Origin of the sequence: Nannocystis sp. RBIL2 (genome assembly GCF_026626745.1) — a bacterium.
GTDB lineage: Bacteria > Myxococcota_A > Polyangia > Nannocystales > Nannocystaceae > Nannocystis.
Genome location: NZ_JAPNJW010000002.1, coordinates 4,097,919 through 4,123,210, shown reverse-complemented (window position 1 = coordinate 4,123,210; position 25,292 = coordinate 4,097,919). Strand labels below are relative to the sequence as shown.

At 71.5% G+C, this 25,292-nt stretch carries 15 protein-coding genes; 9 read left to right on the top strand and 6 right to left on the bottom strand.

Annotated elements, in window-relative coordinates; translation table 11 throughout:
- Positions 1-2 precede the first annotated feature (2 nt).
- Both tssC and tssA read left to right on the top strand, forming a co-directional pair.
- Entirely contained in the window at positions 3-1,445 is a 1,443-nt protein-coding gene (gene tssC, locus OV090_RS41340) for a type VI secretion system contractile sheath large subunit (RefSeq protein ID WP_267710387.1), read from the top strand.
- 23 nt (positions 1,446-1,468) lie between these two features.
- Entirely contained in the window at positions 1,469-3,889 is a 2,421-nt protein-coding gene (tssA, locus tag OV090_RS41335) for a type VI secretion system protein TssA (protein ID WP_267710386.1), read from the top strand.
- A 152-nt stretch (positions 3,890-4,041) separates the two neighbouring features.
- Here tssA and OV090_RS41330 read toward each other — a convergent pair whose 3' ends face one another.
- Entirely contained in the window at positions 4,042-4,890 is an 849-nt protein-coding gene (locus tag OV090_RS41330) for a hypothetical protein (RefSeq protein WP_267710385.1), read from the bottom strand.
- A 515-nt stretch (positions 4,891-5,405) separates the two neighbouring features.
- Between OV090_RS41330 and OV090_RS41325 the strand changes: the two genes are divergently transcribed.
- Complete coding sequence (locus OV090_RS41325) at positions 5,406-7,862, top strand: hypothetical protein (protein ID WP_267710384.1); 2,457 nt, start codon at positions 5,406-5,408, stop codon at positions 7,860-7,862.
- A gap of 220 nt (positions 7,863-8,082) precedes the next feature.
- Here the strand turns inward: OV090_RS41325 and OV090_RS41320 are convergent, their stop codons facing one another.
- Positions 8,083-10,284 carry a protein kinase gene (locus tag OV090_RS41320; protein ID WP_267710383.1) on the bottom strand — a complete coding sequence of 734 codons (2,202 nt, stop codon included), beginning with the start codon at positions 10,282-10,284 and terminating at the stop codon, positions 8,083-8,085.
- Between the two features lie 34 nt (positions 10,285-10,318).
- A complete protein-coding gene (locus tag OV090_RS41315; RefSeq protein WP_267710382.1) occupies positions 10,319-11,458 on the bottom strand; it encodes a hypothetical protein in 1,140 nt (379 codons plus the stop codon).
- 146 nt (positions 11,459-11,604) lie between these two features.
- On the opposite strand from OV090_RS41315, the gene OV090_RS41310 reads away from it, so the two are divergent.
- Positions 11,605-12,543, top strand: coding sequence for a hypothetical protein (locus tag OV090_RS41310; RefSeq protein WP_267710381.1), 939 nt, complete (start codon positions 11,605-11,607; stop codon positions 12,541-12,543).
- A gap of 72 nt (positions 12,544-12,615) precedes the next feature.
- Here OV090_RS41310 and OV090_RS41305 read toward each other — a convergent pair whose 3' ends face one another.
- Both OV090_RS41305 and OV090_RS41300 read right to left on the bottom strand, forming a co-directional pair.
- Positions 12,616-13,662, bottom strand: coding sequence for a hypothetical protein (locus OV090_RS41305; protein WP_267710380.1), 1,047 nt, complete (start codon positions 13,660-13,662; stop codon positions 12,616-12,618).
- Positions 13,663-13,776: 114 nt separating this feature from the next.
- A complete protein-coding gene (locus OV090_RS41300) occupies positions 13,777-14,061 on the bottom strand; it encodes a hypothetical protein (RefSeq protein WP_267710379.1) in 285 nt (94 codons plus the stop codon).
- Between the two features lie 161 nt (positions 14,062-14,222).
- On the opposite strand from OV090_RS41300, the gene OV090_RS41295 reads away from it, so the two are divergent.
- The 3 genes from OV090_RS41295 to OV090_RS41285 all read left to right on the top strand — a co-directional run bounded on the left by OV090_RS41295 (position 14,223) and on the right by OV090_RS41285 (position 19,167).
- Positions 14,223-15,686, top strand: a complete 1,464-nt coding sequence (locus OV090_RS41295) for a lyase (RefSeq protein ID WP_267710378.1) — start codon at positions 14,223-14,225, stop codon at positions 15,684-15,686.
- A 191-nt stretch (positions 15,687-15,877) separates the two neighbouring features.
- Positions 15,878-17,440, top strand: coding sequence for a thrombospondin type 3 repeat-containing protein (locus OV090_RS51235; RefSeq protein ID WP_267710377.1), 1,563 nt, complete (start codon positions 15,878-15,880; stop codon positions 17,438-17,440).
- Positions 17,441-18,207: 767 nt separating this feature from the next.
- The gene (locus OV090_RS41285) at positions 18,208-19,167 is read left to right on the top strand and encodes a hypothetical protein (protein WP_267710376.1); all 960 of its coding nucleotides are present in this window, start codon (positions 18,208-18,210) and stop codon (positions 19,165-19,167) included.
- Between the two features lie 45 nt (positions 19,168-19,212).
- On the opposite strand, the gene OV090_RS41280 is transcribed toward OV090_RS41285, so the two are convergent.
- Positions 19,213-21,717, bottom strand: coding sequence for a hypothetical protein (locus OV090_RS41280; RefSeq protein ID WP_267710375.1), 2,505 nt, complete (start codon positions 21,715-21,717; stop codon positions 19,213-19,215).
- A gap of 447 nt (positions 21,718-22,164) precedes the next feature.
- Here OV090_RS41280 and OV090_RS41275 point away from each other — a divergent pair, with 447 nt between their 5' ends.
- Together OV090_RS41275 and OV090_RS41270 are read left to right on the top strand one after the other, a co-directional pair.
- Positions 22,165-23,535, top strand: a complete 1,371-nt coding sequence (locus OV090_RS41275) for a DUF1552 domain-containing protein (RefSeq protein WP_267710374.1) — start codon at positions 22,165-22,167, stop codon at positions 23,533-23,535.
- Positions 23,532-25,262: a DUF1592 domain-containing protein gene (locus OV090_RS41270; protein ID WP_267710373.1), complete on the top strand. Its 1,731-nt coding sequence runs from the start codon at positions 23,532-23,534 to the stop codon at positions 25,260-25,262. Before OV090_RS41275 ends, OV090_RS41270 begins: the two co-directional genes overlap by 4 nt.
- The last annotated feature ends 30 nt before the right edge of the window (positions 25,263-25,292 follow it).

The window sequence follows — 25,292 nt, the reverse complement described above, 5'->3', positions numbered from 1 at the left end:
CCGTGGCGACGGTGCTCGAAGCGCTGCTCGAGGGCGTGCCCGAGAGCGACCGCCCGAGGGTCCGCCGCGGGCTCAAGACGGTGCTCGCCGGGCTGGCCCGCACGGCGGCCTGGCGCGCGTCGGAGCAGGTCGACGCGGTCCACGTCGACAGCATGATCGCCGAGCTCGACCGCCGGCTGACCCGTCAGCTCGACCAGATCATCCACCACCCGAACGTGCAGGCGCTGGAGTCGGCGTGGCGCGGGCTGCGGTTCGTGGTCGACCACGTGCGCGAGGGCGACAACACGTTCATCGAGCTGGTCAGCGTGACGAAGCAGGAGCTGGCCGACGACTTCGCCGACGCGCCGGAGATCCCTCAGTCGGGCCTGTACCGCCTGGTGTACACGAGCGCCTACGCGACGTTCGGCGGCAAGCCGTACGGGCTCATCTGCGCCGACTACGACTTCGGCCCCGGGGCGGAGGACCTCGGGCTGCTGCGCCAGTGCGCCGCGGTCGCGGCGATGTCCCACTCGCCGTTCATCGCCAACGCCGCGGCCGGCTTCTTCGGCCTCGAGTGTCTCGATCAGATGCCGCGCGTCCGCGACCTGCGGGCGATCCTCGGCGGCCCGCGCTACCGCCTGTGGCACGCCTTCCGCGACACCGAGGACGCGCGCTACGTCGGCCTGTGCCTGCCGCGGTTCCTGCTGCGCGTGCCGTACCGCGTCGACGGCGACCCTTTCATGCAGCTGCGCTACCGCGAGCGCGTCGAGGACGACCACGATCACTACCTGTGGGGCCGGGCCTCGTTCGCGTTCGCGGTGCGGGCGATCGACAGCTTCGCGCGCACGCGCTGGTGCGTGTACATCATCGGCTCGCGCGCCGGCGGCATGATCGAGGGGCTGACGCAGATCGGCTTCCCGTCGATGCCGGGCCTCGCGCCGCGGTGCCCGTTCGAGTGCCTGGTCACCAGCCGCATCGAGCACATGCTCAGCGAGGAGGGCTTCATCGCCCTCGTCTACGACCGCGCCTCCGGCGGGGCGATGATCCACTCGGCCTCGTCGACGCAGAAGCCGCGCAAGTACGCCGACACCGAGGAGGGCCGCGCGGCCCAGGCCTCGGAGCGGCTCGGCGCCCAGCTGCCGTACATGTTCCTGGTGTGCCGGCTGTCGCACTACATCAAGCGCGTGCAGAGCGAGCGCCTCGGCCAGTGGGACAGCCGGCAGACCCTGCAGAAGGAGCTGACCGACTGGCTGCGCGGCTTCGTGTCCGACGTCGAGAACCCGCACTGGGAGACGCGGGCCCGCAAGCCGCTGCGCAAGGCCTCGATCAAGGTCGAGTCGGTCGAGGGCCAGACCGGCTGGTACCGCTGTCAATTGCTGCTGCAGCCGCACCTCACGCACAACAGCGCCTCGTTCACGCTGTCGCTGCTCGGGCGCCTGGAGAAGAGCACGGGCTCGCGCGAGTGAGCCCAGGGGAATAGGAGGGAGCCGTGGCGATCGCCGAGGTGTTCATCAAGGAGGCCGAGGCCCTGCTCGCGCCGATCTCCGCCGCCGAGCCGGGCGGCAAGAACCCCAGCACCGACGAGCGCTACCAGGAGCTGCGGGTCGAGGTCGACAAGGAGAACTCGCCGATCGGCGAGGCCGTCGGCTGGCCGCGCGTCGAGAGCCTCGGCCGCGAGATCCTCGGCAAGGTCGCCAAGGACCTCCTCGTCGCCGCCTACTTCGGCTTCGCCCTGCACAAGACCCGCGGGATCCACGGCCTCGCCGTCGCCGTCCTCGTCGTCGACGGCCTGTTCGACCGCTTCTGGGACACGATGTACCCGCCGGTCGCCCGCGCCAAGGGCCGCGGCACCGCGCTCAAGTGGCTGCTCGAGCACGCCGCCTCGGCGCTGCAGAGCTACACCCCGCAGGTGTCCGACCGCGCGGCGATCACCGCCCTCGTCACCGCCAGTAAGCAGCTCCGCGGCCGCGCCCGCGACAAGCTCGGCGACCACGTGCCCTCCTTCAAGGAGTGGTCGGACCTCCTCGACAGCATCCAGGCGACCCTGCCGCCGGAGCCCAAGGCCGAGGCGCAGCCCGAAGCGCCTTCGGGACAGGTCGCTCCGGACATGTCCTCACAGTCAGCCGCCGCGCCCGCGAGCCCGCCGCCCGTCGCCGCTGCGACCCCCGCCGCGCCGCCGCCGGTCGCCGCGTCCGAGCCGCCGCCGCCGCCCGCCAAGCCGACCCCGAAGGACATCGCTGCGCCGTGGCTCGCGCCGATCGCCGGGGCCAACCCGGCGGGCCGCGACCCGACCGAGTCGGCCGAGTACCAGGCGATCCTGGCCGAGGTCGACAAGCTGCAGTCGCCGACCGGCGGGGCGATCGACTGGGCCGGGATCGTGCAGAACGCCGACGTGGTGCTGAAGTCGCAGGCGAAGGACCTGCGGGTGGCGTGCCACCAGGCGCTGGCGCGGTTCAAGACGCGGCGCATCGACGGCCTCGCGCTCGGCCTGGCGATCCTCGCCGAGGTCGCCGACGCGTTCTGGGACACCGCGTTCCCGCCGGCGGCCCGCCTGCGCGGCCGCGCGGGGGCGCTGCGCGGCGTGCTCGAGCTGCTCGAGCCGGAGCTGGGCGCGTGGCAGCCGAAGCCGAGCGAGCGCGCGGCGCTCGAGCAGCTCAAGGACAACACGACGCGGCTGCAGCAGGTGGTGCGGGCCCGCTACGCCGACCAGGCGCCCAACCTGCGCCCGCTGCTGCAGTCGATCGATCAGCTGCTGCTGACGATCCCCGCCCCCGAGCCGCCCAAGCCGGCCGCTCCGCCGCCGCCACCGCCGCCGCCGAAGGTCGAGGCACCGGCGCCGCCGCCCCAGGCGCCGCCGCCTGCGCCGCCGCCCCCGCCGTCGCCGCCACCTGTCTCTCAGGCCAGCCCGCCGAAGCCGGCCGTGGTGATCGAGCCGCCCAAGGCCGTCGCCGCCGCGCCGACCGCCGACCTCGCCGCGGTCGACAAGTTCCTGCGCGGCACCGGCGAGGAGCTGGTCAAGCTGGGGCACGCGCTGCGCCGGGCCAAGACGAGCGACGCGCTGGCCTATCGCCTGCTGCGCTCGGGCCTGTGGATCTACATCGCCGCGCCGCCGCCGATCCGCCCCGACGGCAACACCGCGATCAACGGCCTGCCCGAGGGCGAGCGCAACCGCCTCGAGGCGCTGATGAACGCCGGCAAGTGGCCCGAGCTGGTCGAGAACAGCGAGTCGCTGCTGCCGATGAATCGGTTCACGCTCGACCTCCACCGCTACAGCATCGAGGCGCTGAAAAACCTCGGCCCCGATCACGACGCGGCCCTGCGCGGCCTTTTGGCCGAGGTCGGCGCCCTGCTGACGCGCCTGCCGAAGATCTTCGAGCTCAAGGACAACTCGGGCGTGCCGATGTGCAGCGACGCGACCCGGGCGCTGCTCGAGCGCGAGGCGCTCGGCGGCGGCGGCGGCGGTGGCGGCGGCGGTGCGGCGACTGCCGGGGGACCGGCGCAGATCGTGATCGCGGCGCCGGTGGCCAGCGGGATCGACGACGCCGCGATCGCGCAGATCAAGGGCCTGCTCCGCGGCAAGCGCGAGGAGGGCCTGCGCCTCGGAGCCGCGCGCGTGCAGTCGGCCGTGGGCGGGCGGTCTCGCTTCCTCCGCCGCGTCGAGCTGGCAGAGGCCTGCCTCGACGGCGGCGAGCTCGGCCTGGCCCGCTCGCTGTTCGCCGGCCTCGTCGGCGAGATCGACGGGCAGCACCTCGAGGCGTGGGAGCCGGAGCTGGCCGCCCGCTGCCTCGAGGGCCACGTCCGCAGCGCGCCGAAGGGTCAGCCGGCCGAGAAGGCGATCGTCGACGCGGCGCTGGCCCGCCTCGCCGGCCTCGACCCGGTGCGGGCGGCGGCGCTGGTGCCGAAGAGCTGAGGCTGTCCTCGGGGACATTTTTTAAAAATGTCCCTCGGATAGCCGACCATGATGTCCTAGAGGACATGTGACATGTCCTTCGGGTCATCCATGTCATCACCGCGCGAGAGGGTGGTCGGCGTGCCCGCCCTTCGTCTCGATGATTCGCTGGGTCAGTCCGGCAGCGCGCGCTTGACCGCCTCGCCCAGGTGCGGCGACGCGGCCAGGGCGGCCCGCCCCGCGGCGGTGAGGCGATTGTCGGCCAGCTCGAGCGTCGTCAATCGAGCCACCGCGCTGCTCTGCGCCAGCACCTGGGCGGCCTTCGGTCCGAGCCCGCAGCCGGCCAGCGAGAGCTTCGTCAGCCGCCCGAGGTGAGGGCTCTGCAGCAGCGCGCGCAGGCCGGCGTCGCCCGGCTTGTTGTTGGCGAGGTCCAGCGCGGTGAGGCTGGCCAGGTGCGCCCCCTTGGCCAGTGCCTTGGCCCCCGCGCTCGTGAGCCCGGAGCCGGCGAGCGACAGGCGCATCAGCCCGGTCAACTTCGGGTTGTCGGCGATGTTCTCGGCGGCGGCGTCGCCCAGCCCGGGCGCCTCGATCGTCAACACGCGCAGCCGCGGCGCGTCCAGCTCGGCGAGCGGCGCGACGCCGTTGCCGTCGTCCACCTCCTCGACCTCGAGCGACAGGCCGTACGGCTGCAGCGCCTGCAGGCTGGCGACGATCCCCGGCACCGCGCGCTCGCCCACGGCGCTCAGCCGCAGCTCCAGCCACCGCACCGGCTGGCCCGCCTGCGCCAGCTTCTTGAGCGCAGCGGCCCCCGCCACGCGCTGCACTGTCACCAGCGGCCCGGCGTCGGCCCAGCGCTCCACCTCGTCCGGCCAGCGCTCCAGCTGCTCCTGCACGCGCGGCAGGGCGACCTGCGCCAGCGCCTTCGGCTCCCACTGCGCGAGCTCCTCACAGAGCGCGGTCCACAGCGCTTCGCTGGGGGTCTGCTGCAACAGGTCGGTCAGCGTGCCGAGGCGATCGTCCATGGCGCCCAGGATGGCACACTGGAGGGGACATGTCCCGGGGGACATGCTCGCGGCTTCACGGCCGCGGCGTCAGAGTGACCTTCTGCGGCGACGCGACCGCGCCGCTCCCATGTCCGAGTTCGAGGGAGCCGCCACGTCCCGTGCGGCAGCGTCGGCGCCTCGCCGCGATCCTCGCGTGCGTCTGCTTGCGTGCGGCGGGCGCTCGCCCGCGGCGCGCGGTCGAACGCTCTCCGGCATCCCGGGCAACCCTGACACGGACTGCCGGTGCTCCCCTGCGGTCTGCATTGCGGCACACCGAGCACCCGCGAGCTGCTCGATCCCGGTGCACGAAGAGCACGCGCGGTACTTCGCCTCGAGCTGCCTTGAGCACCGCTGCGGGTGCGTCGGAGACCATCGAGGCCTCCGTCCCCCGGCGCCCGGCGACGGATCTTCATCACCTGTCCCTCTGGACAGGCGCACGGGCACGCGCGGTGCCGCGGCTTGACGCCGCACACCCCGTTGTCGACGATGCACCCATGCGCAAGCGTTGGAAGCCGTGGGTCCTGGTGGGTGCAGTGACGTGGGGGGCCGGATGCGGCGACGATGGCAACACCTCGGCGGGCTCGAGCACCGATGTCACCGCCAGCGACCCGACCGGCATCCCGGGCAGCACGACCGGGCAGCCCTCGACCACCGGCACGTCCGACCCTGACACCGGCGCGACCGACCCCGTCGACCCGCCGACCACCGGCACCTCGACCACGTCGACGGACCCGACCGCGACCACGGTCGACACCACGGGCGATCCCGCCTGCGGCGGCTGCCCCGACAACTTCATCTGCAAGTACGAGACCTGCATCCCCGACCTCGGTCCCTGCGTCACCCACGACGACTGCCCCGGCGATTCCTACTGCGACGCCGACGGCGTGTGCATCCCCTACGACGTTCCGCCCGCCGTCATCAACGACCCCGACTGCACCAAGCCCCCGATCCCCGAGGGCGTCACTCCCACCCTGCAATGCGAGTGGACGGGCACCGCCCCCGACGACCCGACCGCGGCCTCGAACCGCATCTACACCACCCCGTCGATCGCCGACCTCAACCTCGACAAGGATCCAGGCAAGCTCCAGCCCTCGATCATCGTCACCACCTTCCACAACGCCAGCGACAGCCGCCTCGGCACCCTTCGCGTGTTCGACGGCCGCACCTGCGAGGAGCAGATGCGCCTCGGCGGCGTCGACGAGCCCGACTTCACCAACCGCCCGAGCTACGCCGCCACCTGGGCGGTCGGCGACCTCGACGGCGACGTCCCGCAGGGCGGCCACCCCGAGCTCGTCAGCTACCAGCTCGACTCCGACGACGACGCCGAGAAGGTCCGGCTCTACGCCGTCCGCATCGACTCCACGGTCGACCCGCCGGTGCTGGAGCGCATGTGGTACGGCCGCGACTGCGACAACGACGACATGGCGCTCTACTTCAGCAGCGGCAGCACTCTCGCCAGTCCGCTGCTCATCGACCTCGACGACGACGACCGCCCGGAGATCCTCGTCGGCCGGCAGGTCTTCGACGCCGAGGGCTGCCTGCTCACCACCTGGCTGGCGAGCGAGGCCACCGGCATGGAGTACACCGCCGACGTCGACCTCGACGGGCAGATGGATCTCGTGACCGCACGTCGGGTCGCCGGCTGGGACGACGTGACCACCGAGTGGGTCGACAAGCCGTGGTTCGTCGCCAATCCGATGCAGCTAAACGGCTTCACCGGCGTCGCCGACGCGGGCCTCTACTCGAACATCCCCGGCGTCGATCCTGCCCAGCAGCCCGAGGTCGTCGTCCTGTCGTCGCCCGGCGACAAGGGCCAGCTCCGCGTGCAGTCGCTCGACGGCGCCGTCGTCTGGGGCCCGATCGAGACCTACAAGACCGGCCCCGCCGACGAGCCCGACGAGGGCGGCCCGGTCACGATCAGCGACTTCGACGGCGACGGCCAGGTCGAGTTCGCCTCCGCCGGCGCGTCGCAGTACGTCGTCTACGACCCCGACTGCCAGGCGTCGCTCATGGGCATGAGCCCGCCCGAGCGCCCCGGCGGCACCTGCGAACGCACCCCCGAGCAGGCGGCCAAGAACCTGCCCGACGGCGTCCTGTGGGCCCAGCCCTCGAACGACGAGTCGTCCAGGACCACGGGCTCGTCGATCTTCGACTTCGACGGCGACGGCGACGGCGAGGCCGTCTACCGCGACGAGTGCTACCTCCGCGTCTACGACGGCAAGTCCGGCACCGTCCTCTTCAGCACCCCGGCCTCGAGCGCCACCGGCCTCGACTATCCGACGATCGCCGACGTCGACGGCGACTTCGCCACCGAGATCATCGTCCCGCGCACCCCGGCCGGCGGCTGCCCGCCGACCGACCCGCTGTTCCCCGAGGGCGGCGCGTTCAAGGCCTCGACCGGCTTCGCCATCTACCGCGACCCGATGGACCGCTGGGCCAACTCCCGTCCGGTGTGGAACCAACACGTCTACTCCGTCACCCACGTCACCGACGACGCCCGCGTCCCCCCGCGCAGCGAGTTTAAAAACAACTGGCAGACGCCAGGCCTCAACAACCTGCGCCAGAACAGCCAGGGCGACGTCGGCGCCCTGCAGATCGCCGACCTCACCGTCGAGCTCGCCGAGATCGGTGAGCTTTGCTCCTTCGGGGCCGGCGAGATCGAGCTGACCGCCGAGGTGTGCAACCGCGGCACCAACGCGGTCCAGGACGGCGTCACCGTCGCCTTCCTCGAGACCCTGACCATGGAGCAGGACGTCAGCATGGCCACCGTCGTCTGCGAGGCCGCGACGACGATGCTGCTGCAACCCGGCCAGTGCGAGATCGTCCAGTGCGTCGCCAACCTCGCCGGCACGGGCAACGTGTTCGTCGACGTCGACCCCGACGACAAGATCGCGGACTGCCACCCCGGCAACAACCTCGGCGCCGACGCCTTCAAGATCTGCCCGGGCTGACGCGCCGTCGCGGACGTGACGGCCAGGCTCGGCACCGGCGAGGGCGACGGCCCGGCGCTGGTGCCGAGGCATGCCCTGATGGTCATGCTCTTACGGCCATGTTTCTTACGACATGTGCGAAGGAACAGCCATGGAGAGCGGGCCCTCCACGCGGCGCGGTGCTGCCCGCCCGCCCGCAGGCGCGGACTTCACCTGGCGGAAGAGACAGGCGCGGACGGCCTCACAGCCGCAGCGCCAGAGTGGCCTTCTGCGGCGACGCGAGCGCGGGGAAGCGGGCGCGCCCGGCCGCCTCCTCGACGCAGTTGCCGAGGTCCGAGCCGCGGGCCGGCTTGTGGGCGGTCGCGCTGGTGACCTTGCCGCTCGTGCCGACCTCGACGTCGACCTTGTAGGTGGTGCCGGGGATGCCCAGCTCCGAGCAGGCCTTCAGCGCGCCCGACAGCCCGGCCGCGGCGGCCTTGATCTCGGCGTCGCCGAGCGCGGCCAGCGGGCCCTTGGACGGGGTCGACTTGGCGACCGCGGCTTGCCGGGGCTCCTTCTCCTTCGACTCCTTCGCCTTCTTGGCGACCTTGCTCGCCGGCTCGGGCGAGGTCGGGGGCGGGCTGTCCTCGGGGACAGGTTTCGCCACCGGCGTCGGCTCGGGCGCGGGGGTCGGCGGGGCCGGCTGGGCCGCGGTGGTCGGCGGCTCGGCTGCGGGCGCGGCGGCCAGCGACGGGGCTGTCTGTTCGGGCATGTCCTGCGGGGCAGGTGGGCGCACGGCCAGGAACACCCCCAGGCCGACGAGCGCGGCCAGGCCGACGGCCGCCAGCGCAGGGCCGAGGAGGCGGCGCGGCGGCGCGGCCGGGACCACCTCGAAGTGGATGTCGAACGCCCCGGCGGCGTCGATCGCCCGGATCGCCGCGGCCAGCTCGTCGGCCGTCTGGTAGCGGTCCTCGGGCTTCTTCTCCAGGCAGCGCAGGATCACCGCCTCCTGGCGCTCGCTGACCGCGTGGTTCGGGTCCACCTCGCTCGGCCGCGGCGGCGGCTGCTGCATGTGCATGCCCAGCACCGCCATGAACGCCTTGGCGCGGAACGGCAGGCGGCCGGTGAACATGCGGAACATCAGCACGCCCATCGCGTAGATGTCGGAGCGGCCGTCGAGCGGCTGCTCCTGGGCCTGCTCGGGCGACATGTACTCGGGCGTGCCGAGCAGCACGCCGGTCTGCGTCATCTCGTCGCCGGCCTCGCTGATGACCTTGGCGATGCCGAAGTCGAGCACCTTGACCAGCTCCTGATCGTCCTGGCGGATCAGGTAGATGTTGTCGGGCTTGAGGTCGCGGTGGACCACGCCGTGCGCGTGCGCGGCCGCCAGCGCGGCGCACACCTGTAGGATGATGTCGCGGGCGCGCTCCCACGGCAGCACGCGCTCGCGCTTGAGCACCGACTTGAGGTCCTCGCCCTCGAGGTACTCCATGACGAAGAACGGCGCGCCGTGGTCGGTCTTGCCGAAGTCGGTGATGTCGACGATGTTCGAGTGGCGGACCCGCGACGACGTCCGCGCCTCCTGCATGAAGCGATCGGCGATCTCCGGCTTGTCCTGCAGGTGGGCGTTGAGGGTCTTGATCGCGACCTTGCGGCCGATGTCCATGTGCTCGGCGAGGTAGACCTCGCCCATGCCGCCCTTGCCGAGGCGGTGATACACGCGGTAGCGGTCGGCGAGCACCTCGCCCTCGTGGATCGTCGCCGGCGCCGGCACGGGCGGGTGGCTGAAGCTCGACGAGTTCGAGCCCGACATCCGCGTCGGCGTGTCGGTCGGCGGCGGGGCTGCTTGCGGCGACGGGGTCGGCTCGGCGAGCTCGACGGGCGTCGCGTCGGCGAGGTCGACGTCCGGATCGACGGGCTCGACTGGAATCAGCGCGTCGAGGACGGAGGTCGGCGCGGGCGAGGGGGCGACGGGGATCAGCGCGTCGAGGACGGAGCTCGGCGCGGGCGTGGGCGCGGCGATCGGGCCGAGGCTCGTGGGCGCGGGGACGACGGGCGTCGCTGCAGCGATCGGGGCGCTACTCGTGGGCGCGGGCGTGGGAGCGAGGGGCGACGCAGCAGCGACGACGCTGGGCGTCGGCGTGGGCACGACGGGCGCCGGCGCGACGGGCCCCTGCGTCGGCGCGGCGACTGGACCGACCGACGGCGGGGCGGCCGGCGAGCCGAAGGGCTTCACCGCGGGCGGCGCGGGCAGCTTGATGGCCGGCGGCGCGGGGGCCTTGAGGGTCGGCGGCGCGGAGGCCTGGCCGGTGGGCGGCGGCGCGGGGAACTTGAGGGCGGGCGGGGCGAAGGCCTGGGCGGTGGACGGCGGCGCGGCGATCTTGGCAGCAGGCCGCGGCGGGGCGACGGGCTCGGCCTGGGGCTCGACGTCGACATCCGGCTGGGGCTGCTCCTCGGCACTCACGACTGCCACGATACCGCACGCCAGCCCGCGGTGGTCACGCCCCGCACGCGGCGCGAATCTCGGCCCGGACTTCCTGCAGCAGCGCCGCGTACGCGTTGCCCCCAGGCACGACGTTGCACAGCGTGTCGATCGCGTGACGCTCCGGGGGCAGCGACTGGATGAAAGCGCGCAGCTTGGGGGTCGTCTCGGTGCCGAACCCGTCGTCGTTCTCGGTCGGGTTCCAGGCGCAGGCCGGCTGGCCCATCTTGGGATCGCCGAGCAGGCCGACCATGTAGAGGTCGTCGATCCCGGTCGGCTTGATGTTGGTCAGCGATCCGGTCCAGAAGCTCTCGAAGATCTCTTCCGAGCCGTCGTGGCCCTGGGCGTCGTTGTTGTCGTCGTCCTCGTCGGCCAGCATGATCACCGTGAGGAACGCGCTCGGGCGGTAAAAGCCCTGGTTGCAGCCGGTGTTGAGCGAGGGGTCGAGCGCGCCCACCGTCGAGAACAGGGTGTCGACCGGCTTCTCGTCGGGGTCGCCGTCGGAGCCGATGTTGAACAGGCACTCGAGCGTCAGCGGCATGTCGAGGTCGGGCAGCGTCGCGTAGGGCAGGCCCTCCGTGAAGGTGCACGGGTTGCCGTTGTTGTCGGCGGTGACCAGCGCGCCGAGCTTCTGGCACTCGACGGGGTTGTGCGGGTAGGCCTCGGTGGTGACCACGCCGAGGTGGACGCTGCAGGCCTGGCGCAGCTCGGGGACCATCTGGTTGCCGAACTCGGTGATGAAGTCGAGCAGGATCAGGGTCTTGATCAACATGCTCGGCGAGTTGTCGGCGACGAACAGGAGGTCGAGGTCCTTGCAGCGGCCGATCCCGCAGCCGCCGCCGCTGGTCTCCTCGTCGCCGGTCGACGTCGTGGTCGTCAGCGGCGTCAGCGTCGTGTCGGTGGTCGTCGTGGTCGTCGTGGTCGACGTCGGCTCGACGGTGGTCGGATCGCTCGCGGTAGTCGTCGTGGTCGGCGCGGCGGTGGTGGTGGTCGTCGTCGGGCTCGTCTGCGCCGAGGGACCGCCGCACACGCCGGCCTCGCAGCGCAGGCTCGGGCCGCAGTCGCTGTCGGCGGTGCAGGGCTGGCCGGACAGGAAACCGCCGGTGAAGCAGGCGCTGAGCGCGAGCGCCCAGGCGACGAATAGCGGGCGCGCCATCGCCTGGCAGTATCGACGAGGACGTGCCGGCGGTGCAACGTCCGCCGACCTGTCCCATAAGACACGAGCATTACAAACTGCCATTTACGCGCGCGGAACTGCGCCTTGTGGCCGTGGGGCCCGGCGGCATATGATCGCGGCCCTTCATGGCGATGGCGACGCACGGGCGGCGATGGTTGTCCGCAGGGCTCGCGGCGGCGCTGGCCGTCCTGCCGGCGGTGCCCGAGGTCCGCGCTGCGGCGCCGGCCAAGGCCAGCGAGGAGCTCAACGCGAAGATCAGCGCGCTCGCGCAGGAGGCGCAGACGCGCTTCGAGACGGCCGACTACGCCGGCGCGATCGAGCTGTGGACGCAGGCCTACGCGGCGCTGCCGAACGAGCCCGCGTACGACAAGCGGCGCAACGTGCTCGCCTACCAGATCGCCCAGGCCTGCGTCGAGGCGTACGAGCTCGACCCGCAGCTCGTGTACCTCCGCAAGGCCGAGCGGCTGTTCGACAACTACCTCCAGACGATCAGCGCCAAGGACAAGAACACCACCGCCAAGGTGCAGGGCACGCTCGACGAGCTGCGCGAGAAGATCCGCGTCGCCGAGGAGCGCGAGGCGGCCGACAAGCAGGCCGCGTCCGAGAACGCCGAGGCGCGCGGAGAGGACGACGCGGAGGCCCTCCTTGCGGCCCAGAAAGCCAGCGAGGCGCGCGAGGCCGAGGCCCGCGCGACCTCGGAGCGCGAGGCCCGGCGCGCGCGTCGACTCACCATCGCCGGCGGCGCGCTCACGGGCGCCGGGGCGATCGCCCTCGGGGTGATGGCCTACGGCCTCGCCCGCGGGGCCCGCGTCGACCGCGACGGCGAGGCCGCCAAGGCCGACGGCGTCACCGACCCTGCCGTCTATCGCGACCTGCTCGACCAGGGCACCGCCGCCAACACCCTGGCGATCGCCACCGCAGTGGTCGGCGGCGTGCTGGTCGTCACCGGCATCGGCCTGATCGGCGCCGGCGCGGCCGGCCAGCAGCGGGCCCGCCGCGACCTCGGCCTGGCGCCGACCTGGCTGCGCGGCGGCGCCGGCCTGGTGCTTCAGGGCAGGTTCTGAAAGACATGTCTTGAAGGGCATGCCCGCTCGGGCATGTCGATAGAGGCATGTCCCTGGGGACATGATCCATGCTCACAGGCGGCGGCGGGGGCGGCCGACGCGGCCGCCGGGCTGGGACACCCGGCGGGCCAGCTCTTCCAGGAAGGAGTCGTCGGCGAGGTCGGGGTCGCGCTCGCGCAGGTGGGCGAGGAAGGCCTCGATTTCGGGCTTGTCGCTGCCCTGCTGCAGGCCGCGCATCACCCCGAGCAGCATGCGTTCGCTGCGGAGGCGCTCCTCGTCGAGGCGGCGGCGCAGGAGGATCGCCCGGCCGAACAGGATCGACAGCACCAGCGCCACCGCGGCGAGCGCCCAGGCCACGATCGCGCTGAGCTGGAGGCCCTTGTGGAGCAGGGCGTCGAGGTGGGCCCAGAAGCCGACCTCGAACTGTCCGGCGCGCTCGCGGAAGCGCAGCTCCTGCAGGCCGTCGTGGCCGCCGATGATGATCTGGTGGGTCACCTCGCGCGCGACCAGGCCGAGCGCCGGGGTCAGCTCGTCGGCGAGCACCCGGCGCAGGCTCGGCGCGAGGTCGCGGGCGACGACCGTGCGCAGACCCGGACCGAGCTCGTCCTCGATCACCGCGCGCAGGGCCGGGCCGAGGTCGTGGCGCAGACCGCGACCGGCCGCCTCCATCAGGCCGTCGACCGTCGCCCGCGTCAGCGTCTGGGCCAGCGCGCGCATGTCCTGACGTGTCTCCGGGGACAGGCCGACGTCCAGCACCCGCGCGACCGCGTGGCGGGCGGCCTCGGCCGCGGCGGGGCCGAGGTCGGACCGCAAGCTGCGCGCGGCGGCGGCCGAGACCGTCTCGATGTAGCGGGCCGAGGCGCGGCGCAGCTCGGCCTGGCGCTCGTCGTCGGTCATCGCCTCGACGACGCCGTCGACCAGAGTCTTGCTGAGCTCGCGGGCCGCGTGCTGCACCTGCGGGTCGAGCATCAACCGCTCGATGCGGCGCTGCGACTCGGGGTCCTCGAGGAAGCCGACGCTCTCGTCGAGCGCGGTGGGGACGATGCGGCGCGTGATGCCCTCGGCGCTGAGGCAGCCGCAGAGCACGAGGCCGAGGAGGAAGCCGATGCGAGCGCGCATGCTCGGTTCATGCGCGAGGTGAACGACCGCAGTCCGTGAACCGCGACGTGACGGGCGCGCGGGCCGGGGGCGCGCGCGCCCGTCACGGGCAAGAGAGCGGGGCGAGGCCGCCGCTCACGGCTTGCCTTCGGTCTGCGGGTTCTTACCGCGGCGGCGGATCTCGCGCGGATCGCTGGGGTCGTAGCCGAGATCGCGGTGGCCGTCCGGCTGGCTGTCGCGGTTGTGCTGCAGATGACTGGGCCGGACCTCCCCGGGGTCGCCCCCCTGGTGGCCCTTCTCGCCGTCCTCGCGGTTGCGCGGCGTGTCGCTGGGGTTGACCTGGTTGAGGCCGGTGTTCGGCCCGCCGCGGTCGCGATCGGTGTCGTCGTGGGAGGGCTTGAAGTTCTTGTTCGGGTTCATGCTCGAACCGTGACGTGGCCAGGTGGGGAGTCAAGGCGCGCGCCGGAGGCGGGGCACCGACGAATCGCCGGTCTGGTGTTGCGCGCGCGCCGGGAGATCTGCCCGGCAGTCGGGCGCATGGATGACCTCGCTATAGAAGAGGTTGTGATAGCGTGCGGTCGATGGTTTCCACGCGTCGGTTGGTAGGGTGCATCTTCGCGGTCCTCGGGCTCGTCGGTTGCGGCGACGACGGTCGCGCCACGGCCTCGGCGACGGCCGGCCAGTCGGAGGGCACGGCGACGCCGGGCACCGCGACCGAGCCGACGAGCGGCACCGGCAGCGCGACGCAGACGACGACCGGCGACACGGGCACCGCCTCGAACTCGGCCAGCGAGGCGACGACGACGACCGCGCCGACGACCACGCAGGACGTGACGATCACCGGCACCACCGGCCCGACCACGAGCACCTCGACCGGCCCCGACCTCACCACCTCGACCGGCCCCGACACCACGACCACCGGCGACCCGTGCGGCGGCGGGAGCGGGCGCGGCGGCTTCGACTTCAGCTACTTGTGGGTCGCCAACACCTCGCAGGGCAGCATCTCGAAGGTCAACACGACCACGCTGATCGAGGAGGGCCGCTACTACGCCGACCCCAACCCGCCGGCGGCCAGCTCGTCGCGCACGTCGGTCAACATCGACGGTCACTTCGTGGTGGTGTCGAACCGGGCCTCGTACAGCGTGACCAAGTTCGCGGCCGACAAGGGCGACTGCGTCGACAAGAACGGCGACGGCGTGATCACCACGTCGAGCAACAAGGACGACCTCCTGCCGTGGGGCAGCGACGAGTGCATGCTGTGGAACACGCCGGTGAGCCCGGCGCCGTTCGGCTACAACGGCGGCCCGCGCGGGACCGCGTGGGCCCCGGGCGACTTCAACCCGGCGACGTGCAAGTACGACGACCAGAAGGTGTGGGTCGGCTGGCTCGACGCGCCGACGCACGCGATCATCGGCCGCTTCGACGGCGCCACCGGGGTGCAGGACGCGACCATCCCGCTCGACAACTGGACCAGCCAGATCTCCCCGTACGGCGCCGCTGCCGACGGCAACGGCTACGTGTGGTTCATCAACGTCTACCAGGAGCTGGTCCGCATCGACACCGAGACGCTCGAGGTCAAGCGCTACCCCGGCGAGGGCATCCAGTTCTACGGCATGACCGTCGACGGCAAGGGCAACGTGTGGTTCGGGCCGTACAACAACGGCAACGTGGCGATGTTCGACGCCCAGACCGAGACGTTCCACCAGATCCCCAACTCCGCCGAGAACCACCGCGGGCTCGCGGTCGACGGCAACGGCATGGCGTGGGTCGCCGCCAACGCCGGCGGGACCCACGGCTGCGGCCTCAACCAGATCGACACCAACACGATGACGGCCGTCCAGTTCCACACCTTCGAGCAGTGCTCGACCCCGGTCGGCGTCAGCATCGACGTCGACGGCTTCGTGTGGATGGTCGACTACGGCGGCTGGGCCTATCGCATCGACCCCGAGACCTACGTCAAGACGCAGGTGCTCATCGCCGGCGACCACTACACGTATTCCGACATGACCGGCGGCGGGCTGTTCAACGCGGTCATGCCGGGCTGAGCGGGAGCGCGGGCCCTCGCGGCGACGCGCGAGCTGGGGCCTGGGAGCTCATGCGCGCGTCCTGCCGCGGCGTGAGTCGATGACGCGCGGGGGTCTCGTCGGGGTCTTCCGCCGACACCCACGATTTCGTCGCATCGGCGGCCTCGCGAGGTCGCCGCAATTTTTCCGCGGTCCGCGGTTACTCCGCCGGCATGAGCCTCTGTCTCACTCCCCGGCTGCGGTCGCTGGCGTTGACCGGCGCGTTCTTGCTGACCGCCTGTCCTTCCGAAGGCACCACGACTAGCGAATCCGAGCCGACCACGGGCAGCACCGGCGGCGACGACTCGACGACCACCGGCACCGGCGTTGACTCGACCACGACCGTCGGCGACGAGCCGACCGGGACCACGGGCGAGCCGACGAGCACCGGTGACCTGTCGACGAGCACGACGGGCACGACCGGGACCACTGGCGAGGACGAGGTCATCCCGGTGCCGCCGGTCTGCGACGATCCGGCGGCGACGACGTGCATGGACCCGGTCACGAAGTGCAGCCTCGACCGCGACCGCGACGGCTATGTCTGGGACTGCGACAACGCGCCCGATCATCTCAACCCCGGGCAGGAAGACATCGACGGCGACGGCTTCGGCGACATCGCCGACCTGTGCCCGGTGGTGGCGAGCGATCAGAACAGCGCCGACAACGACCACGACGGCGTCGGCGACGGCTGCGACGTGTGCTCGCGCTACATCGGTATCTACAACAAGCAGGTCGCGTCGGTGCCGTTCTACATGCGGGTGCGCAGCAACCCGTCGCAGCTGGACAGCGACCGCGACGGCGTCGGCGACAGCTGCGACAACTGCGTGCGCGTCGCCAACTGCCAGGGCTACGGCGACGGTCCGGGGCTCGCGCCGCACGTGGTCGGCCAGCCGACCGACGTCCAGGCGGCAGGGTGCCAGGACGACGCCGACGTCGACCTGGTCGGCGACGCCTGCGAGGGCATGCTGAGCGCCGGGGCGGCCGGTCCCGTCGGCTTCCTCGAGGGCGACGACTTCGATCAGGATGGCCTCGCCAACATCGTCGACGCCTGCCCGCGCCAGCCGGTCGAGCGGCGCGCCTGCGCGAGCGACGAGGACTGCCCGGGCGGCGCGAAATGCACCGCGGCGCAGCTCTGCAACCACGTCGATCACGACGGCGACGCCGTCGGCGACGCGTGCGACAACTGCCCGTGGACGCCGAACCCCGAGCAGCTCGACGAGGCCGCGAACGACGACCCCGACGGCGACTTCATCGGCGCCGCCTGCGAGCAGCACGAGGGGTGCGTCGAGCGCGACAACCCGCGCCCGTTCGGATTCTACGACGTCAGCGCGGGCGGCTACTGCTGCGTGACGACATACAATGGCCAGGCGCTCCTCGACCCCGACGGCGAGCCGATCGACGTCGCCGACCTGCCGCCGCTGCCGCCCGGCGTGCTGGAGCTGCCGCCCGGCTGCGAGGAGGCGCTCGCCCTCAGCGAGGACGGCAAGGCGCACAAGATGAAGGCCTGCCACGTCGAGGCGCCGACCGACCTCTGGCAGTACCTGTGCCTGATGCCGACGTGGGACCAGGACCTCGACGCCGTGCCCGACGGCTGCGACCTGTGCCAGTACACGTACGACCCGACCAACGCGACGTACGTCGACGACGACATGAAAGAGTGGCCCAATTACGGCAAGTACTGCAACGGCGATTACGGCTGGGACCACCTCGACCCGGCGAACATGTGCCTGCCGTGAATCGCGCGATTGCTGGCAGTCGAAGCCGCGGGACATGTCCTTGAAGACATAACCTTCGGGACATGTCAGTGAGAGCGAGCGGCCCCGAGGTAAAAACACCCCAGGCATGAGGTCGGGCGGGCGGCCCCGGCCCGAGGCGAGCTCACGGTGTTTTGCGAGGCGTGCTGGAACCACTGTGCTCGAGCTCGCTGTGCGTACTTGGCCGCCTTTCTAAATGGCGTGCTCATCCGCGTATCGCTCGCTCACAGGTCACGGGACCCCCGTTTTGAGGGCCTCGCGCGCAAGGCGCAGGGGAGCGCTGGAGGCCGGGTTACAGGCGCAAAGCGACGAGTGGCTCACAACGTCCCTGCTGGGCCTGTAGAGGCGGTGGGTCATCGGGAAGGACAACCCTCGCTTCGTCCGTTCGCCCTGAACGCTGCAGGTCGGCGAATCGCCGCGGGCTCGGGGCGCGGCGGGGCTCCGTGGAGCCGCGTTCGGGTGCTGCGTGACCCAGTTGCCGACCCTGGGTTGGTGAATCAGGGTAGGCGGACGGCCATCGGACGAGCGGGGTACACGTGAATCACGCGTGGCCGAACCGGGGTCCCAGACCGACGCGACCGCAAGGTTCGTGCAGCCGACAGCGCGTCTCGCCGTGGCATGAGGCCGAGGAGGAGCCTGCGGTAAGAGCGTGACGTACCGCGCGGCCAGGTTGCCTCGTCGGCGTGATCCGTTCTCTCCTTCAGATCACATACAGCTGGTTATTTCTCCGCCGACGACGAAAGGTCGCCATGAAGAACACGGTCCTGCTGTCCATCGCCGCCGCGCTCCCCGTCCTCGCCTCGTGTGACATCCCCCTGCCGGAGCAGTACTCCCTGGCGAGCTCGACCTCGCTGCCGGAGGGGATCGCCTACGACGAGCTGACCTACTCCTTCTTCGCCACCGCGATCAATGGCGGGGAGATCACCCGGATGTCCGGGCTCGGGCAGGAGGAAGTGTTCTACGCCTCGGCCGACCCGATGGTGTCGTTCAGCGGGGCCCACGTCGATGTCGCGCGGCGCCTGTTGTGGGTCTGTCAGGTCGACGTCAAGACCGACCCGGTCCCGAACTCGAAGGTCGTCGCGTTCGACATCGACGAGGGGACGCTCGTACGCACCATCGACCTCGGCGAACCGTCGTTCTGCAACGACCTGACGACGGACGGGGACGGGGTGGTCTACGCCACGGACTCGGTGCTGCCCAACATCTACCGGATCGGCGAGGACGACGAGTTCGAGGTGTTCGCCACCAGCCCGCAGTTCGCCCCCGGCGGCTCGATGGGCCTCAACGGGCTCGACATCGCGCCCGGCGGCGAGGACCTGCTGGTGGTCAAGACGATGCCGCCGGCGCTGTACCGGGTGTCCCTGAGCGACCCGTCGGACATCGCCGAGGTGACGTTCTCCGGCGACCCGTTCTCGATGCCCGGCGATCCGCGCTTCCCCGGCCCCGACGGGCTCGAGTTCCTCGGCGACGAGCTCTACGTGATCTACGACGGCGGCGTGCAGCAGCTGACGTTCGCGGGCGACGAGCACACGCAAGCGGTGGTGCGCACGACGACCTCGGTGCCGACCGGCCTCACCAGCGCGACCGTGGCCGAGGGCCGCCTTTACATGATCGACAGCGAGGTCTTCCGGGTGCTTTACATGTTCCAGCCGCCCGAGCTGCCGTTCAAGATCCTCCACCTCGAGACGTCGCTGTTCGCCGCGATGTGAGGCCGGAGCCGCGACGCGCGAGCAGCTCGCGCGTCGCGGATGCAGCTACAGGCCCCAGCTCTGGACGAGCGCCTCGGTGATCGTCGCGCCTTCTTGGAGGAGGCTGGTGTCGAGGCCGAGCGGATACAGCGGCGGCGCGGCGCTGGTATAGACCACTGCGCCGTTGTGCGAGTAGTTCACGACGCCGTCCGCGACCTTGACGCGGAACACGTCGCCGGCCTCGTAGGTGCCGGCCGAGGCCCGGTAGGCGCCGTGCTCGTAGACCTCGAGCAGCCCGTCGGCGCGCAGGTAGAACGCGTAGTCGATGTCGGTATAGCTCTGATTGTCGTCGTTGCGGCCCAGGCCGGCCATCTTGCCCCGGTCCGCCTCGTCGGTGGAGAACTGCACGAAGCCGTCGCCCATGGTGATCGCCGCGACCGAGGACGCCCCGGCGTTCCATGCAGTGCCGGTCATCGGCACGCGGGTCAGGGTGTCGTCCTCGGCCGCGGCGTAGCGGACGTTCTTCCACATCTCCGGCGGGATGCAGCCGTCGTCGCTGGCGTCGCAGGCGTGCACGTCGTGATGGACGACGGTCGCGCCGGCCTGCAGCAGGCTCGCATCGAGCGCGAGCGGGTAATCGGCCGACGTCGTGCTGGTGTGGATCAGCACCCAGTTCTTGCGGTAGCGGACCTGGAGATCCGACACCTCGACGGAGAACAGGTCGTCCGCGTCGTAGGTGCCGAACAGGCCCTGCGAGTAACCCTTCTCGTAGATCTCGAGCAAACCGTCGCCGCGCAGGTAGAACGCGTAGTCGATGTCGGTGTAGCTCTGGTCGGCGTCGGAATGGTCGAGGCCGGCCATCTTGGCCAGGCCGAGCTCGTGGGTGCCGAACAGGACGTAGCCGTCGCTGGTCAGCGTCTTCTGCGACGACGCGCCGGCGTTCCAGCCGTAGCCCGGGGTGCGCGTGAGCAGGCCGCCGTCGGCCGTCGCGTAGTAGACGTTGCGCCACACGCCCTCGGGCATGCACTCGAGGTCGCCGACGCCGCAGCTGCGCACCTGGGCGCCGGTGATCGTCGCGCCCGATTGGAGGAGGCTGGTGTCGAGCGCGAGCGGGTAGTCCGGCACGCCCTGGCGCGTGAGCAGCACGACCCCGTTCTTGCGCCACCGCACCTGCTCGCCCTGGACCTCGACGCGCAGCTGGTCTCCGGGCTCGTACGTGCCGACCACGCCGCGTGAATGGCCGTGCTCGTAGATCTCGAGCCAGCCGTCGCCGCGCATGTAGAACGCGTAGTCGATGTCGGTGTAGCTCTGGTGATCGTCGGCGTGAGCGAGGCCGGCCATCTTGGCCAGGTGCTTCTCCTCGGTGGTGAAGGCGACGTAGCCGTCGCCCTCGCCGAGGACCGCGACCGAGGCGGCGCCGGCGTTCCAGCCGACGCCGGAGAGCCGTCGCAGGGTGTCGCCGCTCGCCTCGGTGTAGCGGACGTTGCGCCAGGCGCCCTCGTCGATGCAGCCGAGGTCGCCCGCGACGCAGGGGACCAGGACGCCGTTGATCGCCGCACCCGGGCTGTAGAGGCTGGTGTCGAAGGCGAGCGAGGCGGGGGGCGGCGTCAGGCTGGTGTGGATCACCGCGCCGTTCTTGACGTACCGGACCTGGCCCGCGAGCACCTGGACGCAGAGCTCGTCGGCGCTGTCGTAGGTGGTCAAAAAGCCCTGCGAGGCGCCGTGCTCGTAGATCTCGAGGAGACCGTCATCGCGCAGGTAGAGCGCGTAATCGATGTCGGTGTAGCTCGGGTCGTCGTCGTCGCGGCCGAGGCCGGCCATGACGAGCCGATTGGTCTGCTCGGGGTAGAGACACAGGGAGCCGTCGCCGTCGCCGAGGTGCTCGACCGACGAGGCGCCGGCGTTCCAGCCGATGCCGGACAGCGGGACCCGCTCGAGCCGCAGGGCGCCCGCCCACTCGCTCGCCTCCGCGTAGCGCACGCCCTGCCACGCCTCCGTGGGGAGACAGTCGGGGTCGTCTTCGAATGCGCAGGCCACGAGCTCGGCCTCGCGGATCGTCGCGCCTGCGTGGTAAAGGCTGGTGTCGAGCGCGAGCGGATACGCCGGCGTGAACGCGCTGGTGTGGATCACCCGCCCGTTCTTGCGGTAGCGGACCTGCTGGCCGTGCACCTCGATCTGGAACATGTCGCCGGGCGTGTGCACCCCGACGAGCCCGCGCGACGAGCCCTGTTCGTAGATCTCCACCAGGCCGTCGTCGCGCAGGTAGTACGCGTATTCGATGTCCGTATAGTTGCGGTCGGCGTCGTGGCCGAGACCGGCCATCTTGTGGAGATTGGCCTCTTGCGACGAGAAGCGCACGTAGCCGTCGCCCGCGGGGATCGTCTGGACGGAGGCCGCCCCTGCGGTCCAGCCGATGCCTGGTTGACGGGTGAGAGACCCGGGAGAGGCGTCGACCTCCGCGGTATCGGTCCACGTGACCGGCGGCGGGATCTCGGCGCGCGCGACCGCGGCGAGGGTCAGCGCAATGGCACAAGAAGAGAGTACATACGGCGAATGATGGCGGCGAGGCATGCGGGCCCTTGATACTCGAGCGCCGGCGCCCGGCGCGCGGGTGAGGCCCTGCGCTCCAGTGAGGACACGGTGCGGCCGGGCGCCCCTACGAGGGGGATTCCTCGCAGGCGCCGGTGCGCCCACGCGCCTCGCCGGCGCGAGCGATGACGCGCCCCTGACCGCGCGGGGGCGCGCCGTCGCGGCCCGAAAATTTTTTTCATCCACCTCATCCGCGGCGCGCCACAGGGGACGTGAGACGTCGCCCGGTCGACGCTCGCGGGGCGCGACATGAACTTATCGACATGAACTTACAGCCATGAACCTTGGGTCACCCCAAGATGCTCCCGCGACGCCGGTCGCGCGACGTCCCCGCGGCTCGTCCGAAGCCGCCCGGGCCACGATCTCCTGCTCCTGTCACTCTCCCTGTCGAACATCGCGCGCGGGCAGCCTGCGCGCGCGGAGGAACGCATGCACCGATCGCAGCACCGACTGATGCGCCGCACCTTTTTGAAGGCGCTGGGCCTCGGCATCGCCGCGCCGCTCGCGGCCCAGATGTCGCGCCTGGCGGTCGCCGCCCCCGGCGACCGGCCGAAGCGCCTCTTCATCTTCTACGTCCCGCACGGCATGCCGCCCGAGCACCTCGGGCCGTACGGCGAGGGCGACGCCTTCTTGCAGGGCTCGAACGTGCTGAGCCCGCTGCTCCCGTACCGCGACCGCGTCGCGGTCGTCCGCGGCCTGTCGATGAACGGCGGCATCTCGAACCACGTGGCGATCCGCGCGACCTTGACCGGCTTCGCCGAGGGCGAGGGCAGCGACTCGATCGACCGGCTGATCGCCGAGGGCATGGGCGTCACTCCGCACGTGCTCGGCGCGATCCCCTACGACAAGGGGGCCGGCTTCTACAGCGACTGTTACCTGGTCAAGCACGGCTCGTGGGTGCGGCCGATCGAGAGCCCGGTCGAGGCGGTGACGCAGCTGTTCCAGGGCGTCGGTCCGGCGCCGATGCCGATGCCTGGCGTCGACGAGAACAAGTTCCGCGCCGCGACGCTCGGGCTGACCGAGGGCGAGATCGAGGCGATGCAGGGGGCGGTGTCGGGGCTGACGCGCGAGGAGAACAAGCTGGCGCTGCACCTCGACGCGATCCGCAACCTCAAGGCCAAGGCCTCGGGCGAGGGGCCGCCGCCGCCGATGGTGAGCTGCGACGCCAAGCCGGCGCTGCCGGCCGTCGACGCGGTCGCCGGGCTCGACCCGCTCAACCAGAGCTTCTTCGGCAAGCTGCTCGACGCGCACCTCGAGGCCAGCGCGTACGCCTTCATGTGCGGCTCGGCGCGCGTGATCACGCTGCAGAACATGTGGGTCAACGCCGGCCTCAACTTCGGCTTCGAGGGCGGCCCGGGGATCGCCAAGGGTCACCACGACCCCGTCTCGCACTCGTGGGACGCGGCTGGCCGGGCCGAGTTCGCGCAGTGCCAGAAGTGGTTCTTCGAGCGCCTGGCCGAGAAGTTCCTCAAGGTGCTGGACCAGCCCGACCCGCTCGACGTCGAGGACCCGACCCGCACCGTGCTCGACAACTCGCTGGTCTACGTGTGCAGCGAGGTGTCCGACGGCGCCAATCACAACTCGGACCACTCGGACGTGTGGATCGACGGTCAGCCCGTCAGCTCGAGCCTGCCGGCGATCCTGATCGGCGGCGGCGGCGGTTACCTGAAGACGCAGCAGGTGGTGCAGGTCGAGCGCAGCCACATCGACATGCTGGCGAGCCTCGCCGACGCCATGGACGTCCCGCTCGGCTCGATCGGCGGTCAGTCGGTCTCTGCCATCCAGGAGCTCAAGGCATGACACGCATCCACCTCTCCTCCCGACACGCGTACCTCGCCTTCAGCCTGGCCCTCGGGACAGGTTGCCCGAGCGGCAACGGCGGGGCCGGCAGCGACACCGACGCCGCCGGCAGCGACACCGACACCGCCGGCACCTCGGCCGGGGTCCCGACCACCACCGACGACCCGACCGGCGCCGCGAGCGACACCGACGCCGACCCGCCGCCGGTGAACCCGGCCGGGCGCTGCGAGCAGTCGCGGCTGGGCGCGCGGGTGCTGCGGCGCCTGACTCAGGTCGAGCTCGAGCACACGCTGCGCGACATCTTCCCCGAGATCGAGGCCACCTGGTCCGGGGTGCAGCTGGGCATCGATCCGGCCTCGAAGCACGGCTTCACCAACGACGCGGCGACGCTGCTCGTCGGCGACCAGACCGCGGCCGAGTGGCTGGCCACCGCCGAGGAGGTCGGCGACGCAGTCACCGCGCCCGCGGTGCTGCCGGTGATCTTGCCGTGCGCGGCCCAGAGCCCCGACTCCGCCTGCGCCGCCGAGTTCATCGGCACCTACGGCCAGCGGCTGTTCCGCCGCCCGCTGACGGCCGAGGAGCGGGCGCGCTACGAGGCGCACTTCGCCTCGATCGCCGCCGAGGTCGAGTTCCCCGTCGCGCTCAAGTGGACTCTCGTGGGCCTCATCCAGTCGCCGCACGCGGTGTACCGCAGCGAGCTCGGCGAGCCGGGCGACGGCGGCCACGCGCTGACGCAGCACGAGATCGCGACCGCGCTCGCGTACACCTACGGCGGCAGCACGCCGAGCCCGGAGCTGCTGGCCAAGGCCGAGCAGGGCGCGCTCGCCACCCCCGAGGCGCGCATGGCCGAGGCCAGCGCGCTGCTGTCGACCCCGCGCGGCAAGGACGTCCTGCACCTGTTCTTCCGCCAGTGGGCCAAGTACCCGCAGGTCGAGAGCAAGGTGAAGCTCGACGTCGTCGGCTTCGACGACATCCGCATGCGCATGATCGACGAGACGAAGCGCTTCGTCGACGAGGTGGTGTTCGCCCAGGACGGCGACGTCCGGGCCTTGCTGACCGCGCCGTTCACCGTGCTCGACGCGACGCTCTCGCAGTTCTACGGCTTCGGTCAGGTCGCCGGCGACAGCGCGGTGGTCGAGCGTCCGGCCGACTGGGGCGTCGGTCTGCTGGCCCAGGGCTCGGTGCTCGCGGGCCAGGCCCACGCCGACAGCTCGTCGCCGACCAAGCGCGGCCTGCTCGTCTACGACCGGCTGCTGTGCGGTCCGCACATTCCCCCGCCGATGAACATCCCGGCGATCGATCCGCCGATGCCCGGCGCGCAGACCACCCGCGAGCGCTACGAGGTCGCGCACGCCGGCGATCCTGCCTGCCAGTCGTGCCATCAGTACTTCGATCCGATCGGCTTCGGCTTCGAGCACTTCGACGGCGCGGGCCGCTTCCGCGCCGACGAGAACGGCCTGCCGATCGACGCGACCGGCCAGGCGGTGGACTCCAAGCTCGTGCCGCTGATCACCTTCGACGGCCTCACGGACATGTCGAGCAAGCTGGCCGAGCTGGGGCAGACGACCGACTGCGTCAGCGGCCTGCTGGCCAACTTCGCCTACGGCGTCGAGGAGAACTGCCTCGCCGAGGAGGCCCGCACTGCGCTGCAGGACGGCGAGCTCGGCCTGCGCGAGTTCTACGTCGAGCTGGCGGCGAGCGAGCACTTCGTCCGCCGCGCCGAGTGAGGCGGGGCGGTCCGGCAGCGGCGCGTCGGT

Bases quoted from the DNA above. Each gene is read 5' to 3' on its own strand.
- OV090_RS41330 (WP_267710385.1), bottom strand. From the start codon at position 4,890: ATGGACGATCGCCTCGGCACGCTGACCGACCTGTTGCAGCAGACCCCC.
- OV090_RS41270 (WP_267710373.1), top strand. From the start codon at position 23,532: ATGACACGCATCCACCTCTCCTCCCGACACGCGTACCTCGCCTTCAGC.
- OV090_RS41295 (WP_267710378.1), top strand. From the start codon at position 14,223: ATGGTTTCCACGCGTCGGTTGGTAGGGTGCATCTTCGCGGTCCTCGGG.
- OV090_RS41280 (WP_267710375.1), bottom strand. From the start codon at position 21,717: ATGCCTCGCCGCCATCATTCGCCGTATGTACTCTCTTCTTGTGCCATT.
- OV090_RS41275 (WP_267710374.1), top strand. From the start codon at position 22,165: ATGCACCGATCGCAGCACCGACTGATGCGCCGCACCTTTTTGAAGGCG.
- OV090_RS41315 (WP_267710382.1), bottom strand. From the start codon at position 11,458: ATGGCGCGCCCGCTATTCGTCGCCTGGGCGCTCGCGCTCAGCGCCTGC.
- OV090_RS41325 (WP_267710384.1), top strand. From the start codon at position 5,406: ATGCGCAAGCGTTGGAAGCCGTGGGTCCTGGTGGGTGCAGTGACGTGG.
- OV090_RS51235 (WP_267710377.1), top strand. From the start codon at position 15,878: ATGAGCCTCTGTCTCACTCCCCGGCTGCGGTCGCTGGCGTTGACCGGC.
- OV090_RS41305 (WP_267710380.1), bottom strand. From the start codon at position 13,662: ATGCGCGCTCGCATCGGCTTCCTCCTCGGCCTCGTGCTCTGCGGCTGC.
- OV090_RS41300 (WP_267710379.1), bottom strand. From the start codon at position 14,061: ATGAACCCGAACAAGAACTTCAAGCCCTCCCACGACGACACCGATCGC.
- OV090_RS41310 (WP_267710381.1), top strand. From the start codon at position 11,605: ATGGCGATGGCGACGCACGGGCGGCGATGGTTGTCCGCAGGGCTCGCG.
- OV090_RS41285 (WP_267710376.1), top strand. From the start codon at position 18,208: ATGAAGAACACGGTCCTGCTGTCCATCGCCGCCGCGCTCCCCGTCCTC.